Genomic DNA, 14896 nt, shown 5'->3' on the forward strand with positions numbered 1-14896 from the left:
ATAATAGGCCCCGCCAGGCCCGCCCACCCACCCGGGCCACCTTCCGTGCCATACGGAATAGGGATAATCATAGGTGGGAACAGCCCCAACGGAGCCTCCATGGAAAAGAAATACGACGTCTACGCCCTTGGCAATGCCCTCGTGGATACGGAAATCGAGGTCAGTGACGCCTTTCTCGAACGCATGGAGGTAGGCAAGGGGCTGATGACCCTGGTGGACCAGGCGCGTCAGGCGGAATTACTTCAAGCACTGGCGGGCGAAGCCGAACCCCACAAACTGACCAGCGGCGGTTCCGCCTGCAATACCGTGGTGGCGGCCCGTCAGTTCGGTGGCAGCGGCTATTACGCCTGCAAGGTGGCCAGCGATGACACCGGCGACATCTTCGTACGCGAGCTGCTGGCCGCCGGCGTCGACACCAACATGAACGGCAACCGCCCTCTGGGCATTTCCGGTCGCTGCCTGGTGATGATCACCCCGGACGCCGAGCGCACCATGAATACTTTTCTTGGCATTTCCGAGCAGGTTTCCGAAGACGAGGTCGACGAGGAGATCGTGGCGGCCTCCCGCTACGTCTATCTGGAAGGCTACCTGGTCAGTTCCCCCAGTGCCCGGGCCGCCGCCATCCGTCTGCGTCAGTTGGCGGAAAAGAACGGCGTCGGCACGGCTCTGACGTTTTCCGATCCGGCCATGGTGCGTTTCTTCCGTGATGGCCTGACGGAAATGCTCGGCGACGGTGTCGATCTGCTGTTTTGCAACGAAGACGAGGCCAAGGGCTTTACCGATACCGATACTCCGGAAGCCGCCCTTGAGGCTCTGAAGCCGCTGTGCCGCACCCTGGTGATGACACGGGGCGCGGAAGGCTCCTTGTTGTGGGACGGCCAGCAGGCACACCATATCCCTTGCGACCCGGTAAAACCGATTGATACCAACGGCGCTGGAGACATGTTCGCCGGCGCCTATCTTTATGCCATCACCCATGGGCACGACGCGGTCACCGCCGCCCGTCTGGCCAACGCCGCCGCCGGCCGCCTGATCGTTGAATTTGGCCCGCGACTGCCCAATGGCGCCCACGCGGAAATCCGCCAGCGCGTTCTGGGTGAGTAGGCAAGCCAAAGGAGAGCAAGACCGCGATGCAGGCCGTATGCAGTATTCACGATATCGAGGACGACAGCGCCCGGGAATTCCAGGTGGATGACCAGCCGGTGGTGATCGTCAAACGGGACGGGCAGTTCCATGCCTACCTGAACTGGTGCCCGCACCTGGGCATCGAGCTGAATTTCATGCCGGATCAATTCCTGGACAGCGACAACCAATTCATCATTTGCGCCAATCACGGCGCCCTGTTCGAAATTGAATCCGGCGATTGCCTGTCCGGCCCCTGCAGCGGCGACGCCCTGCTGCCGGTACCACTGGAAATCCGCGAAGAGCAGATCTGGCTGGGCGAGGTTCCACAACCGGCATGAGTCACCCCTTCGATCATCTGACCCCGGATCTCATGCTGGACGCCCTGGACGGCGTCGGCTTTCTCACTGACGGCCGCCTGCTGGCGCTCAACAGCTTCGAGAACCGGGTCTATCAGATCGGCCAGGAAGAAGGGCCGCCGGTGATCGTCAAGTTCTATCGGCCCCAGCGCTGGAGTGATGAACAGATCCTGGAAGAGCACCGTTTCAGCCTGTTTCTGGTGGAACGGGATTTGCCGGTGGTGGCGCCCTTGCAACGTGACGGCCGCACTTTGTTTGAATACTGCGGCTTCCGCTTTGCCGTTTTCCCCCGTGCCGGCGGTCATGCACCGGAGTTGGCCAACGACGCTCATCTTGAGCAACTGGGCCGGACTCTGGCGCGCTGGCACGCGTGCGGCAATGACCGCCCCTACCAGCAACGCCCCACCCTGGACGTGATCGCCGACATCGAAAGGGCCACCGCCCTCCTGCTCAGTGAAGAAGTGGTGGATCTGAACTATCGCGGTCAGTACCGGGACCTGACCACCACTCTGGTATCTCTGTTGCGAACGCGCCTGGCGGATCGTGATTTTCCTTTGCTCAACGTTCATGGCGACTGCCATGGCGGCAATATCCTTTGGCGCGAATACGGAGAAACCGGAGGTGGCCCTCACTTCGTCGATCTGGACGACAGCGTGCGAGCGCCCGCCATGCAGGATCTGTGGATGCTGCTTTCCGGTGAGCAGGAAGAGCAGCGCCATCAACTGCAGGTGGTGGCCCGGGGCTATGAGCTGTTTTTGCCCTTCCCCTGGGATCAGAGCGTGCTGATCGAACCCCTGCGTATTCGCCGCATGATCTGCCATGACGCCTGGCTGGCCCAGCGCTGGGATGATCCGGCCTTTCCTCCCGCCTTTCCCTGGTTCGACAGCCCGCGCTACTGGCAGGACCGGGTCACCACCATGGCGGAGCAGGTTCAGCGGCTGTCATCCTGACACGCATGATTCTTTCCGCCAAGGCGCGCATACCGACGGCATGAGCGCCTGTCACAATCTGAGCGGCAATGCCGTATCCATCCGGGTCTCGGCCGCCGTCATCGCGGTTTTCCAGGCCAGGACTTCCACGCCGTTCTCCATCGCCTCCCGCAACAGCTCGCCGTAACGAGCGTCGATTTCGTCCGCCGGGCGCACCGCCACCGCGCCGGAATGCTGTACACAGAAAAACAGCACCGCCCGCTTGCCCGACGCCGCCACCGACATCAGGGTCCGCAAATGCTTCTGACCGCGTTCGGTGATCGAATCCGGAAAGGCGATGACGCCATCATCGGGATCGTCGGGGCCCGGCCCCAGAGTGACGTTCTTCACTTCGATGAAAGTATGGGGAGCGGCACGCTCGCCCAGGGCCAGGTCAAAGCGGCTGTCACCGAAGGTGATCTCGCGCAGCACCCCAGCGCCCGGTTCCAGCTCCCGCACCCGCCCTTGCGCGATGGCTTCCGCCACCAGGGCATTGGGGCGGCCGGTATTGACCCCGGCCCAATGACCGTGGGCCACCTGCACCGCTTCCAGTGTGTGGCGATACTTGCGCTTGTCGTTGCCGCTGTCGGAGATCAGCGCCGCCTGTTCCCACCCTGGCAGCACGCAATGCTTCATGGACCCGGTGTTGGGGCAGTGCACGGTGATTTCGCTGCCATCAGCCTGACGCACATCGGCCAGGAAACGCTTGTAACGGCGCAACAGGGTCACCGCCTGCATTGGGGGATCGAATTTCACGGCATCTCCAGAAAGCGGGCCAGACGCTCCAGCGCCTGATGCAAGCGCTCCTCGTCACAAGTATAGGCGAGACGAATGTACCGCTCGGGCTGGTGAGTCTCACCAAAATCCAGCCCGGGTGTTACCGCCACGCCCGCCTCTTCCAGCAAGCGCCGGCAAAGCTCGAAGCTGTCCCGGGTGTGGGCGCTGACGTCCACATAGATATAGAAGGCGCCTTCGCTGTCACCAACCACCGGCAGCCCCATCCCCGGCAACGCCTCCAATAACAAGGTGCGACGCCGGGCCAACAGCTGCCGTCGCTGCTCCGCGATGGCCAGCGTATCCTCACTGAACGCCGCCATGGCCGCGTATTGCGCCACCGTGCCCGGAGCCAGGAACCAGTTTTGCGCCAGCCGCTCCACCGCCGGCACCGCCGCCTCCGGTGCCACCAGCCATCCCAGCCGCCAACCGGTCATGCCGAAATATTTGCTAAAGCTGTTGATGACCCAGGCGGCATCGCCATGGGCCAGTACCGTTTCCGCTTCGGCGCCGTAGCAGAGCCCCTGGTAGATTTCATCGACGATCAGAGTGCCCTGGCGCTCCCAACACCACCGCGCCCAGTCATTCAATTCCCCGGCCGGGATACGATTACCGGTGGGGTTGTCCGGGCTGGCCACCAGGGCGGCCCGGGTCGTTTCCCCCCAGGCGGAGCGCAGTATATCGCCGCTGGCACGAAACCCCGTCGATGCCTGTAGCGGCATGGGCTGCGGGACGCCGCCAAACATACGGACGAACTGACGGTTACAGGGGTAGCCCGGATCACACAGCAACACGCCGTCACCGGGGTCGAGCAATGCCCCCAGAGCCAGTTGCAAGGCCCCGGAGGCTCCCGGTGTGACCACGATCCTGGCCGGATCCACCCGCGCGCCGAAGCGGTCGCGGTAGTCTTCGGCGATGGTTTCACGCAATGCCGGCAAACCCGCCGCCGGAGTATATCGGGTCCGCCCCAGATCCAGGGCATGGCGGGCGGCCGCCATCACTGGCGACGGGCAGGGGAAGTCGGGTTCCCCCACCTCCAGGTGGATAATATCCCGGCCCTGGGCGGCCAGTTGTTGGGCCCGCTCCAGCAATGCCATCACGTGAAAAGGCGGAACGGTGTTGGCAAGGCGGGAAATTCTTTGTGAATCGGTCAAGAAAAACCCCTTTTCTGTCGCTATGTTGTGGCTATAATCCCGTGGTTTCGTGGCGTCTAGAAACGCCACCGGGCGAAGGAAAGCCCACCGGGTTGACTGCCATCGCCAACAGTGGCATGGCGGGCACTAACGCGGTAAGGTCGAAGATTACACTATTGACGGGCTCCGGTTGGGCGGAGCCTTGCTCAGGGAATGCTCAGGGAACTGGGCTCCGAATAGCGAGTCGTGACTATGTTAAGGGAGTTGATCAAAATGGCCACCGGGAAAAAAGCAAAAAAGAAAGCCATCGCCAAACCCAAGGCCGGTGCAGCCCGGACTTCTTCCACTACCGCCAGCAAAAAAGCCGCGGTGAAAAAGACGGCCGCCGCCAAGAAGAAAGCCGTAGCCCCAAAAGCCGCGCCCAAGAAAGCGGCGGCCAAGACGACGGCGAAAAAAGTCACGACCGCGAAGAAAGCCGCCAGCAAGCGCCCCGCCGCGAAGAAAGCCACGGCCAAGGCCGCCAGCAAAAAGGCCGCTGTCAGCAAAACCACCCGGTCCGCCGCCAAGGCGACCGCCAGCAAAGCCAAACCGAAAGCTCAGGCGACCCGGAAAGCCTCTCCGGGCCCGGCATCCCCCACTCGCAGCAAACAGGTGAAAAGCACAGCCAAAAGCAAACCGAGCGCCACGACCGCACCCCAATCCAAGGCTTCCGGCACCGCCAAACGCGGTGCCAAGGCCACACCGGCTCCGGCCAAAGCGCCGACCCGGAATACGACGACGTCATCGGGAACCGCCAGGAAGGCTCCCGGCAGCCAGGAGCGCAGGCCGTCCCGTTCCTCTTCTTCAGTTCAGGTGAAATCGACGGTGAAAAAACCCGCAACAGCCGCCGACAAAGCGGACAATCTTATTCATGGAGTCGCTCCCTATGTCGCCAAAGCAGGCGAGGAGTACATGAACGAAGCTCAGCGCGCTCATTTCCGTCAGGTTCTTCTGGCCTGGCGCCAGGAGTTGATGGAAGAAGCGGATCGCACCATGCACCACCTTCAGGACGAGGTGGCCAATCTGCCCGATCCCGCCGACCGGGCCACCCAGGAGGAAGAATTCGCGCTGGAACTGCGCACCCGCGACCGCGAGCGCAAACTGCTGAAAAAGATCGAGAAAGCCCTCGATCAGATCGATAAGGACGACTACGGCTACTGTGAGGCCTGCGGCATCGAGATCGGCATTCGCCGACTGGAAGCCCGCCCCACCGCGGAGCTGTGCATCGACTGCAAGGAGCTCGCCGAGATCAAGGAAAAACAACTGGCGGGCTAGGCCCACCAAGTGAATAGTGAACAATGAACAGTTAAAAACCCGGGAAGCAGGACCTAGTCCTGCTTCTTCTCTTTGCGCTGTTAACTATTAACTTTTCACTGTTAGCTGCTTTATGTCCTACCGCGGTCGTTTCGCTCCCACCCCCTCCGGCCCCCTGCACTTCGGTTCTCTGGTCACCGCGCTGGCCAGTTGGCTGGATGCCCGCTATCACCGGGGCGAGTGGTGGGTACGCATGGACGATCTGGATCCACCCCGGGAACAACCGGGAGCGGCGGATACCATTCTTCGGCAACTGGAAGCATTCGGCCTGCATTGGGATGGCCCCCTTCTCTATCAGAGCAAACGCGGTGATGCCTATCAGGCGGCAGTCGACTCACTGCTGGAACAGGGGCAGGCGTTTTACTGCACGCTGTCACGGCAACAATTGAAAGCGCTGGGCAATGTGCACCCTGGCCCTTCGGTGGCGCAACCGCCCGGGCCGGACCGCGCCGTGCGTCTGACCGTGCCCGCGGCGCCGCTGTGTTTCGATGACCGCCTGCAGGGGCGGGTATGCGCGGCGCTCGCGGAGGAGGAAGGCCCTTTCGTGATTCGCCGCCGCGACGGCTTGTTCAGTTATCAGCTGGCCTGCGCTCTGGACGACCGTGATCAGGACATCACCGATGTGGTGCGCGGCGCGGATCTGCTGACCTCCACATTGCGGCAAATCCATGTTCTGGATTGTCTCGGCGCGCCCCGACCCCGCTATGCCCATCTGCCAGTGATCCTGCAACCGGATGGGCGCCAGAAGATCAGCAAGTCCGCGAATGGCGCCGCGTTGGATCCGGATCGCAAGGGGCCGCTCACCCATGCGGCCCTGACCTGCCTCGGGCTTTCCCCGCCCGCCGGATTGCAACAGTCGGCGGTTGCCGATCTGTTGCAATGGGCCCGGGAAAACTGGACGCCGGAACAGCTGCCGCGCGGCGCCGAGCGGCCAGCGCCGGCGCTTTTACAAGGCGGGCAGGCCTGAGGGCCGGTTTATGGTCTGTACATCGCCGCGCCGGCTGAGGCCTTCTCCAGTGATGTACAGATCATAAACCGGCTCTGGTATGCTCAATCCCAGCCGTTTGCTCAATCATACTGGGCCGAACCGAGCCTGAATCGGTCGAGGCGCCCTCGCCGCCGGACTAGAGTGCATGTATACCGACCGACTACTGATCATTTTCATTCTAGGCACCTATCTGCTTTCCCCGGCCATCATTGGCTGGTGGAGCGAAGGCGGACGCGGCTGGTATCGCCCCTACCTGATCTGGCTTGCCCTGATCGCTCTCAGCTACTGGATCGCCAAGAGCCGGGACGCGAATGACGTATAGTGTCAGCGAACTGATTCTGATCGCCTGCGGCTACCTGCTGTTTCTGTTCCTGGTGGCCTGGATCACCGAGCGGGGCTGGATCCCCTCACGCTGGGTGCGTCATCCGGTAGTCTATGTACTGTCACTCGGAGTCTACGCCAGCGCCTGGGCGATCTATGGCTCGGTGGGTTACGCCTATCGTTATGGCTACAACTTTCTCGCCTATTTTCTCGGTATCTCCGGGGTGTTTTTGCTGGCGCCGATCCTGCTGGCGCCGATCCTTCGCCTGACCACGACGTATCAATTGGGCTCCCTGGCGGATTTGTTCGCTTTCCGCTATCGCAGCCGCCTGGCCGGGGCACTCACCACGGTGATGATGGTGGTCGGCATGCTGCCGTTGCTGTCACTGCAGTTAAAGGCGGTGGCGGAGTCCATCCAGATTCTCACCGGAGATCCCGATCCCGCCTGGCTGGCGTTCTGGTTCTGTCTGCTGATCACCCTGTTCGCCATTTTGTTTGGCGCCCGCCATGCCACTGCCCGGGAACGGCATGAGGGCCTGGTGGTGGCCATCGCCACCGAATCGCTGATCAAGCTGGTGGCGTTCGTGGCGGTGGCCCTGCTCGGGCTGTTCGGCGTCTTTGGTGGTCTCGGCGGCTTGAACCAGTGGCTGGACACCAATCCGGAGATGCTCACCCGTCTTTACCAGCCGTTGCAGGACGGAACCTGGCACAGCCTGATCATGGCGTTCTTTGTCTCCGCGGTGGTGATGCCGCACATGTTCTACATGGCCTTCACCGAGAACCTCAATCCACGCGCCCTGGTCACCGCCAGTTGGGGGCTGCCGCTGCTGTTTCTGATCATGGCACTGTGCGTACCGCTGATCCTGTGGTCCGCGCTCGCCATCGACGCCCCGACCATTCCCGATTACTTCGCCCTCGGTGTCGGCCGGGAGACCGGCCACGGCGCGGTGCTGGCCTATCTGGCCGGGCTCGCCGGCGCCAGTGGCATGCTGATCGTCGCCACCCTGGCACTGTCCGGCATGTGTTTGAATCACCTGGTGTTGCCGGCCAGCCCTCTCAGCTCCGCCCAGGATCTGTACCGCAATCTGCTGTGGACCCGCCGGGTACTGATCGCGGCCATTCTTGCGCTGGCCTTTCTGTTCTACCGGCTCACTGGCCCCAACCATTCACTGGTGGAACTGGGGGTGCTGTCGTTCGTCGCGACGCTGCAATTCGTGCCCGGGCTGATCGGAGCCCTGTTCTGGCCCTCGGGTAATCGCAGCGGCCTGTTCGCCGGTATGCTGGCCGGGTTCGTGATCTGGGCGGTGGCCCTGCTATTTCCCTTGATCACCCCGCACTGGCACGCGCAGGAAATCCTGCAGTGGCTCGGCTGGCGGTACCCGGAAGGCGCCACCCAGTGGCATCGGGTGGCTCTGGCGTCAGTGAGTCTTAATGGCCTGATCTATGCGGTGGTGTCGATCGTCACCCCGATGTCCCGGGCGGAGCGCTCCGCCGCCGAGGCCTGCGCGGTGGACAGCCTGCGCCGCCCGTACCGCTGGGAATTGAGCGCCCAGTCCGTGGACGATTTTATCGCGTCACTGAGCGGTCCACTGGGGCCGGTGACCGCCGCCCGGGAAGTGGAAATGGCACTGCGGGATCTGCGCCTGAAGTATACCGAGACCCGGCCCTATGCCCTGCGGCGGCTGCGCGATCAATTGGAAACCAACCTGTCCGGTTTGCTCGGCCCCTCCGTTGCCCATCAGTTGATGGATGAGAATGTGCCCTATCGGCCGCGCGAAGGGGAGGAATCCAGCGAGGACATCCGCTTTATCGAAACGCGGTTGGAGAAGTACCGGGATCGCCTCTCTGGTCTGGCGGCGGAACTGGACAGCCTGCGCCGTTTTCACCGGCAAACCCTGCTGGAGTTGCCGATGGGGGTTATTTCTCTGGGCGCCGACGGCGAGATCATCGGTTGGAACCGCGCGGTGGAAGCCCTGACCGGCATCGACGCGGAAGACACCATAGGCTCACGCCTGGACCATCTGCCCTCCCCCTGGGGGGAACTGCTCACCGAATTCAGCCGTGGCGAGGACGCCCACGATCCCAAACGCAGCATCGAGGTCAACGGCCAGGCCCGCTGGTTGAGTTTGCACAAATCACTGATCCGCGGCGCTGGCCCGTCCGAGCAGGCCGGCGGCCTGGTACTGGTGCTTGAGGACATCACTGATCTACGCCATATGGAAGCGCACCTGGCACACAACGAGCGGCTGGCCTCCATCGGCCGTCTGGCCGCGGGCGTCGCCCATGAAATCGGCAATCCGGTCACCGCGATCGCCTGCCTGGCACAGAATCTGGAAGGCGATAGTCTTGATGAGGAGCAGCGCCTCAGTGGACAGCAGATCATGGAGCAGACCCGCCGTATCACCCGCATCGTTGAATCCCTGGTGACCTTCAGCCACTCCGGCGGCATGCGCGACGTCATCCATGGCCCGGTGCGGGTCCATGACACCGCCGCCGAAGCCATCGCCCTGCTGCAACTGGATCCGGATCGCCGCCAGCAGCACTTCCGCAATCTCTGCGACCCGAGCCACGAGGTGATGGGTGACCCGCAGCGTTTATTGCAAGTGTTCGTTAACCTGCTCAGTAATGCCTCGGACGCCAGCGAGGACGACGCCCCGATTACCGTCCGCAGCTACCCTGAAGGGGAGTATGTTCGCATTCAAGTCGAGGATCGCGGCCACGGTATTCCGCCGGAGTTACGTGATGCTCTGTTCGAACCCTTCGTCACCAGCAAGCCGCCGGGCCGCGGCACAGGTCTGGGACTGGCGCTGGTTTACAGTATCATCGAGGACCATCAGGGGACGGTGCGCGTGGAAAGCCCGGTGGAGGGCGACCAAGGCACCCGGTTTATCATCGACCTGCCCGCTTATTAGAGCCTGCTTAAGGTCTATTCGCCACCGCGTTGCTGCTGGAAAATACCCGGAGGGCCGGGCCCACTTTCCTTAGGTGGAGAGTGCCGCCAGCCCGCGATTACGCTTGTTTATGTAGAATGACTACACTGCACAATCGGAATCACGACCTGGCGACACTTTCTACCAGGTGAAGAGGGAACTCCGGCGCGGCGGTGAATAGACCTTAAACAGGCTCTTAGAATTAGAAGGAAGGCAGTATGAGTCACATACTGATCGTGGAAGACGAGCCCGTTATTCGCGGCGCGCTGCGCAAATTGCTGGAGCGGCATGATCACTCCGTGATGGAGGCGGAATCGGTGGAGCAGGCGCTGGAGAAAAGCCTGCACCAGTACGACCTGATCATCAGCGATCTGCGCCTGCCGGGAGAACCGGGCACCGCCCTGATCGAACAGGCCAACCCGACCCCGGTGCTGATCATGACCAGCTACGCCAGTCTGCGCTCGGCGGTGGACGCCATGCGCCAGGGCGCGGTGGATTACATCCCCAAACCCTTCGACCACGAGGAAATGCTGCTGGCCGTGGAACGAGTGCTGAAGGAAGGCCGGCTTAATCGCGGCAACCAGGCACTGCGCCGTGACATGGAACGCAGCTATCCGGTCAACGCCATGGTGGGCGATTGCCAGGCGATGCGTGACCTCAAGCACCGCATTGCCCGGGTGGCGCCCACCGATACTCCTGTGCTGATTCTCGGGGAAGCCGGCACCGGCAAGGAACTGACCGCCCGCTCCATCCATGAACACAGTGATCGGGCGAGCGGCCCGCTGATAACCGTGCACTGCGCCTCGCTGCCGAAAACCCTGCAGTTGGATGATCTGTTCGGCAACGATGAGCAGCCCGGCCGCATTGAAGAGGCGGAAGGCGGCACCCTGTTTCTGGACGAAGTGGGCGAACTGTCAGGGGAAGCGCAAAGCCGATTGCTGACATTGCTGGAACAGGGCGAGATCCACCGGCAGGACTCCCTGGCCACACGACGAGTGGACGTACGCATTCTGGCCAGCAGCCAGACCGATCTGCCCACCCGGGTCACCGAAGGCGGATTCCGCCGCGACCTCTACTACCGGCTTAACGTGATGGAGCTGGAAGTGCCGCCCCTGCGAGCCCGCGAACAGGATATCGAGGATCTTGCCAGTGCGCTTCTCGCTCGCGGCAGCGAGAAACTGCGGCGGCAAAACCTGTTTTTCACTCAGGAAGCACTGGAAGCGATGCGCGGTTACAGCTGGCCAGGCAATGTGCGGGAACTGGAGAATGTCATCGAGCGGGCGGTGATTCTCTCCGAGGAGGAAGCCATAGGCCCTGGCCAATTGGGTCTGAACCCGGATCGCGCGCCACAACGCACCACCCGTGCCAGCCGCGCCAGCCTGGACCCTTCCGAGGATCTGTCACTGGAAGACTACTTCACCCGCTTTGTTCTGGAAAACCAGGACAGCATGACCGAGACCGAGCTGGCCAATAAGCTCGGTATCAGCCGCAAAAGCCTGTGGGAGCGCCGCCAGCGCCTGGGTATTCCCCGTCGCAAGGGCGGCCGGCGCTGAGCCCGGGGCCCGGGGCCCGGCCAGACTCCAACAGAGCGGCTTAGTGCTGTGAAGAACCCGGGCCGCGAAGCCGCTGTGGGAAGCTTGCTTGCAAGCGAATGGCCAAGGCCAGGGGGGCAATTCGCTTGCAAGCAAGCTTCCCACAGCGGCTTCGTGGCCTTTGTCATAGCCCCGCTGAAGCAGCGTCGAAGATGATTCCCAGCGTTTTTTTGCCAGGAACAGCTTGTGGATGACCTTCTTGTTACTCTCTCGATCGCATTCAACGATCAAGTGTTACCTTACTACACAGGCCGGGTAACAAGAACGTTACCCCACACCCCCACCTTTTGAATCGCTTTTTCGGAATTTTCGTAAGTTACTGATTTATAAGCATTTAACATGCTATTGCAAAGGAAAAACCATCCATGCACTATGAATCCCACGCCAGATAAACAAAACAACCAAGGCGACGAGGCTCAAAATAAGAACAAGAAAAGAAGAACAAAAAGGTGATGAGCCAAACGAGAGAAATGCCGTAACACCATGTGCGTACGGCGCAAGGCAGAAAACAACACAAACAATAATAACAACAGAATCAGCGCATAGGGGATCACAACCAAGGTTGTGATCCCTTTTTACTTTTCAACGCCCGGTCACGTTGAAACGCCCAGCTTGCTCCCGATCTCTTTCCGTTGCAAGACGCTGATCAATAACCTGTGGCGTAAAAAAGGTGCTACCATGCCGCCTTTCATTCAGTCAGGACGATAATCGCTCAATGGCGTCAAAGCTTCTGGAGAAACTGACCCGCCTTATTCAGTTTGGTTCCCCACGTACGCCCCGCCTTCCCAAGGCCAAGGTGATCCCCCGCGACGCCCACCCTATTTCCCGTAAACAGGTGTCCCGGGCCGCGCTCAATGTACTCTACGGATTGCATAAGGCCGGGTTCGAAGCCTATTTGGTCGGTGGCTGCCTGCGGGATCTGTTGTGCGGGCGTCAGCCAAAGGATTTCGACGTGGTCACTGACGCCACCCCGGAGCAGGTCTACCGGCTGTTCAAACGCAGCCGCATTATTGGCCGCCGCTTCCAGATCGTGCATGTGCGTTTCGGCGGCGAGATCATCGAGGTATCCACCTTCCGCGCCTTCCAGCGGGACGATGATCTGGATGACGACCAGCACCGGGCCCATGAGGAGACCGGCCTGGTCCTGCGCGACAATACCTGGGGCAGCATCGAGGAAGATGCCCTCCGCCGGGACTTCACCATCAACGCCCTGTACTACAACATCGCCGATTTCTCCCTGCACGATTTCGTCAACAGCCGGCAGGACATCGAACGCGGCATTATCCGTTTGATCGGAGACGCCCAGCAGCGTTACCGGGAAGATCCGGTACGCATGCTGCGCGCCGCCCGCTTCGCCGCCAAACTGGGCTTCCAGCTGGATCGCGCCACCCGGGCACCGATCCCGGAAATGGCGCCCTTGCTTCTGCAGGTCCCGCCGGCCCGCCTGTTCGACGAAGTGCTCAAGCTGTTTCTCAGCGGCCACGCCCGGGCTTCCTTTGAACAGCTGCGCAAGCTGGGCCTGTTTGCCTTCCTGTTTCCCAATACCCACGAGGCTCTGGAAAGCGAGGGCGGAGAAGTCTGGGAACGGCTGATTCTCGCCGCCATGGACAACACCGACCGGCGCCTGTCCGAGGATAAACCGGTCACCCCCGCCTTCCTTTATGCGGTGTTTCTGTGGCCGGTGCTGGTCACGCAGCTGAAGCGCTATCGCGAGGATGGCATTCCGCCGGCGCCGGCCCTGCACAAAGCCGCCACCTGGGCCCTCAATGAGCAGAGCCATCACACCTCGGTGCCACGCCGCTTCTCCTCGGTGATGCGCGAGATGTGGGACCTGCAACCGCGCCTGGACAAACGTAATGGCAAGCGGGCGGACACGCTGATGGAGCACCCCCGTTTCCGCGCCGCTTACGACTTTCTGCTGCTGCGCGAGCAGGCCGGTGAGATCAAACCCGGCCTGGGCGAATGGTGGACCCGCTATCAAGCCGCCGATGAATCCCGGCAACGCGCCATGGTCCAGGATCTGGGCCAGGCCGGCGGCCAAGGCGGTCGGCGGCGGCGTAGACGTCGACGTGGTGGGAACGGCGGCGGCGAAGCATGATCGCCGTCGGTCTCGGCAGCAATCTCGACGGCCCCGCCGAACGCGTCTGCCATGCTCTGGAAGCCATCGCGGTATTACCGATGACCCGCCTTCTGGCGCACTCCGCTCTGTACGATACCGCGCCGGTGGGGCCACAGGATCAGCCCGATTTCATCAATGCCGTGGCCTTGCTGGAAACCCGTCTGCCCCCCCTGTCCCTGCTCAGCGCCTTGCAGGACCTGGAGAAGGCGGCCGGCCGGGTGCGGCACCGGCGCTGGGGCGAACGCACCCTGGATCTGGACATCCTTCTGTGGCGGGACCAGACCATCCACCTGCCCCGCCTCACCGTCCCGCACCCGGAAATGCACAAACGCGCCTTTGTTCTGCGCCCCCTGTTGGACATCGCCCCGGACGCGCGCTTGCCCGACGGCCGCCCGCTGTCCGACTATTGGCCTGGAGTGGCGGATCAGCCGCTGCGCCGTCTGCCCAGCCTGGAGGAGAACCATTTTGTTGAGCCAGCGTATTCAACAGCGTCGTGAAGCCGGCAATCTGCCTCGTCTGATTGCCGTGGAAGGCCCCATCGGTGTCGGCAAGACCACCCTGACCCGGCGCCTGGCGGATACATTTGGTTTCGACACCCTGTTGGAGCAAGCGGAAGCCAACCCCTTCCTGTCCCGCTTCTATCAGGACCCGGCCCGCTACGCCCTGCAAACCGAGCTGTTTTTCCTGTTCCAACGGGCGGAACAATTGCGCAACCTGCGCCAACAGGAACTGTTCAGTGGTCCCTGGGTGGCGGATTTCCTGGTGGACAAGACCCGCCTGTTCGCCGAGGTGACGTTGAGCGACGAAGAGTTCCCGCTCTACGACAACGTCTACAAACACATGCTGATCGACGCCCCGACACCGGATCTGGTGATCTACCTGCAAGCGCCCACCGCCACCCTGCGACAACGGGTGCTCAAACGCGGCACCGATTTCGAGCAACGCATGGATCCGGACTATCTGGAACGGCTCAACGACGCCTACACCCGTTTCTTCCATTTCTATGACGACGCGCCGCTGCTGATCGTCAACACCGCCGATATCGATCTGGTGGAGGGGGACCGGGACTACCAACAACTGGTGGCCGAGTTGCTGGACATCCGCTCGGGGCGCCACTATTTTAACCCCCGGCCGCTGGGGAACCTCTGAGCCGCCTTGCTTCCGAGTCCCCAAGCCCGCCCCGGGTGCCTGCCCTTACCTTCCAGGCGCCTCCGTCTATTCGTCAGGGGAGAGCCCC

The 14896-nt window shown here is 62.1% G+C and carries 13 protein-coding genes; 11 read left to right on the top strand and 2 right to left on the bottom strand.

Features of this window, described 5'->3' with window-relative positions; genetic code table 11:
- Window positions 1–99: 99 nt before the first annotated feature.
- Genes A6D6_RS07295 through A6D6_RS07305 form a run of 3 tightly spaced genes read left to right on the top strand, consistent with a single transcriptional unit; the run spans window position 100 to window position 2431 of the window.
- The gene (locus A6D6_RS07295) at window positions 100–1104 is read left to right on the top strand and encodes an adenosine kinase (RefSeq protein ID WP_133490217.1); all 1005 of its coding nucleotides are present in this window, start codon (window positions 100–102) and stop codon (window positions 1102–1104) included.
- A 26-nt stretch (window positions 1105–1130) separates the two neighbouring features.
- A complete protein-coding gene (locus A6D6_RS07300) occupies window positions 1131–1463 on the top strand; it encodes a Rieske (2Fe-2S) protein (RefSeq protein ID WP_133490216.1) in 333 nt (110 codons plus the stop codon).
- Window positions 1460–2431 (top strand): serine/threonine protein kinase, encoded by a 972-nt coding sequence (locus A6D6_RS07305; RefSeq protein WP_133490215.1) that lies wholly within the window; start codon window positions 1460–1462, stop codon window positions 2429–2431. Before A6D6_RS07300 ends, A6D6_RS07305 begins: the two co-directional genes overlap by 4 nt.
- 51 nt (window positions 2432–2482) lie before the next feature.
- Here A6D6_RS07305 and sfsA read toward each other — a convergent pair whose 3' ends face one another.
- Complete coding sequence (sfsA, locus tag A6D6_RS07310; protein WP_159660354.1) at window positions 2483–3205, bottom strand: DNA/RNA nuclease SfsA; 723 nt, start codon at window positions 3203–3205, stop codon at window positions 2483–2485.
- Window positions 3202–4377: an aminotransferase class I/II-fold pyridoxal phosphate-dependent enzyme gene (locus A6D6_RS07315; protein ID WP_236564021.1), complete on the bottom strand. Its 1176-nt coding sequence runs from the start codon at window positions 4375–4377 to the stop codon at window positions 3202–3204. The genes sfsA and A6D6_RS07315 overlap by 4 nt, the downstream gene beginning before the upstream one ends.
- Before the next feature lie 885 nt (window positions 4378–5262).
- On the opposite strand from A6D6_RS07315, the gene dksA reads away from it, so the two are divergent.
- From dksA to A6D6_RS07350, 8 genes are all read left to right on the top strand, one after another.
- Window positions 5263–5670, top strand: coding sequence for an RNA polymerase-binding protein DksA (dksA, locus tag A6D6_RS21705; RefSeq protein ID WP_255433112.1), 408 nt, complete (start codon window positions 5263–5265; stop codon window positions 5668–5670).
- A 112-nt stretch (window positions 5671–5782) separates the two neighbouring features.
- A complete protein-coding gene (gene gluQRS, locus A6D6_RS07325; RefSeq protein ID WP_159660356.1) occupies window positions 5783–6676 on the top strand; it encodes a tRNA glutamyl-Q(34) synthetase GluQRS in 894 nt (297 codons plus the stop codon).
- A gap of 166 nt (window positions 6677–6842) precedes the next feature.
- Window positions 6843–7019 (top strand): hypothetical protein, encoded by a 177-nt coding sequence (locus A6D6_RS21710; protein ID WP_014996152.1) that lies wholly within the window; start codon window positions 6843–6845, stop codon window positions 7017–7019.
- Window positions 7009–9930 carry a sensor histidine kinase gene (locus tag A6D6_RS07330; RefSeq protein ID WP_159660357.1) on the top strand — a complete coding sequence of 974 codons (2922 nt, stop codon included), beginning with the start codon at window positions 7009–7011 and terminating at the stop codon, window positions 9928–9930. The genes A6D6_RS21710 and A6D6_RS07330 overlap by 11 nt, the downstream gene beginning before the upstream one ends.
- A gap of 236 nt (window positions 9931–10166) precedes the next feature.
- Window positions 10167–11501, top strand: a complete 1335-nt coding sequence (locus A6D6_RS07335; protein ID WP_133490210.1) for a sigma-54-dependent transcriptional regulator — start codon at window positions 10167–10169, stop codon at window positions 11499–11501.
- Between the two features lie 754 nt (window positions 11502–12255).
- Window positions 12256–13638 (top strand): polynucleotide adenylyltransferase PcnB, encoded by a 1383-nt coding sequence (gene pcnB, locus A6D6_RS07340; RefSeq protein WP_133490209.1) that lies wholly within the window; start codon window positions 12256–12258, stop codon window positions 13636–13638.
- Window positions 13635–14156, top strand: a complete 522-nt coding sequence (gene folK / locus A6D6_RS07345) for a 2-amino-4-hydroxy-6-hydroxymethyldihydropteridine diphosphokinase (RefSeq protein WP_133490208.1) — start codon at window positions 13635–13637, stop codon at window positions 14154–14156. The genes pcnB and folK overlap by 4 nt, the downstream gene beginning before the upstream one ends.
- Window positions 14128–14808, top strand: a complete 681-nt coding sequence (locus A6D6_RS07350) for a deoxynucleoside kinase (RefSeq protein WP_133490207.1) — start codon at window positions 14128–14130, stop codon at window positions 14806–14808. Before folK ends, A6D6_RS07350 begins: the two co-directional genes overlap by 29 nt.
- Window positions 14809–14896 lie beyond the last annotated feature (88 nt).

It is taken from the genome of Alcanivorax xiamenensis, assembly GCF_009846745.1.
Classification (GTDB): domain Bacteria; phylum Pseudomonadota; class Gammaproteobacteria; order Pseudomonadales; family Alcanivoracaceae; genus Alloalcanivorax; species Alloalcanivorax xiamenensis.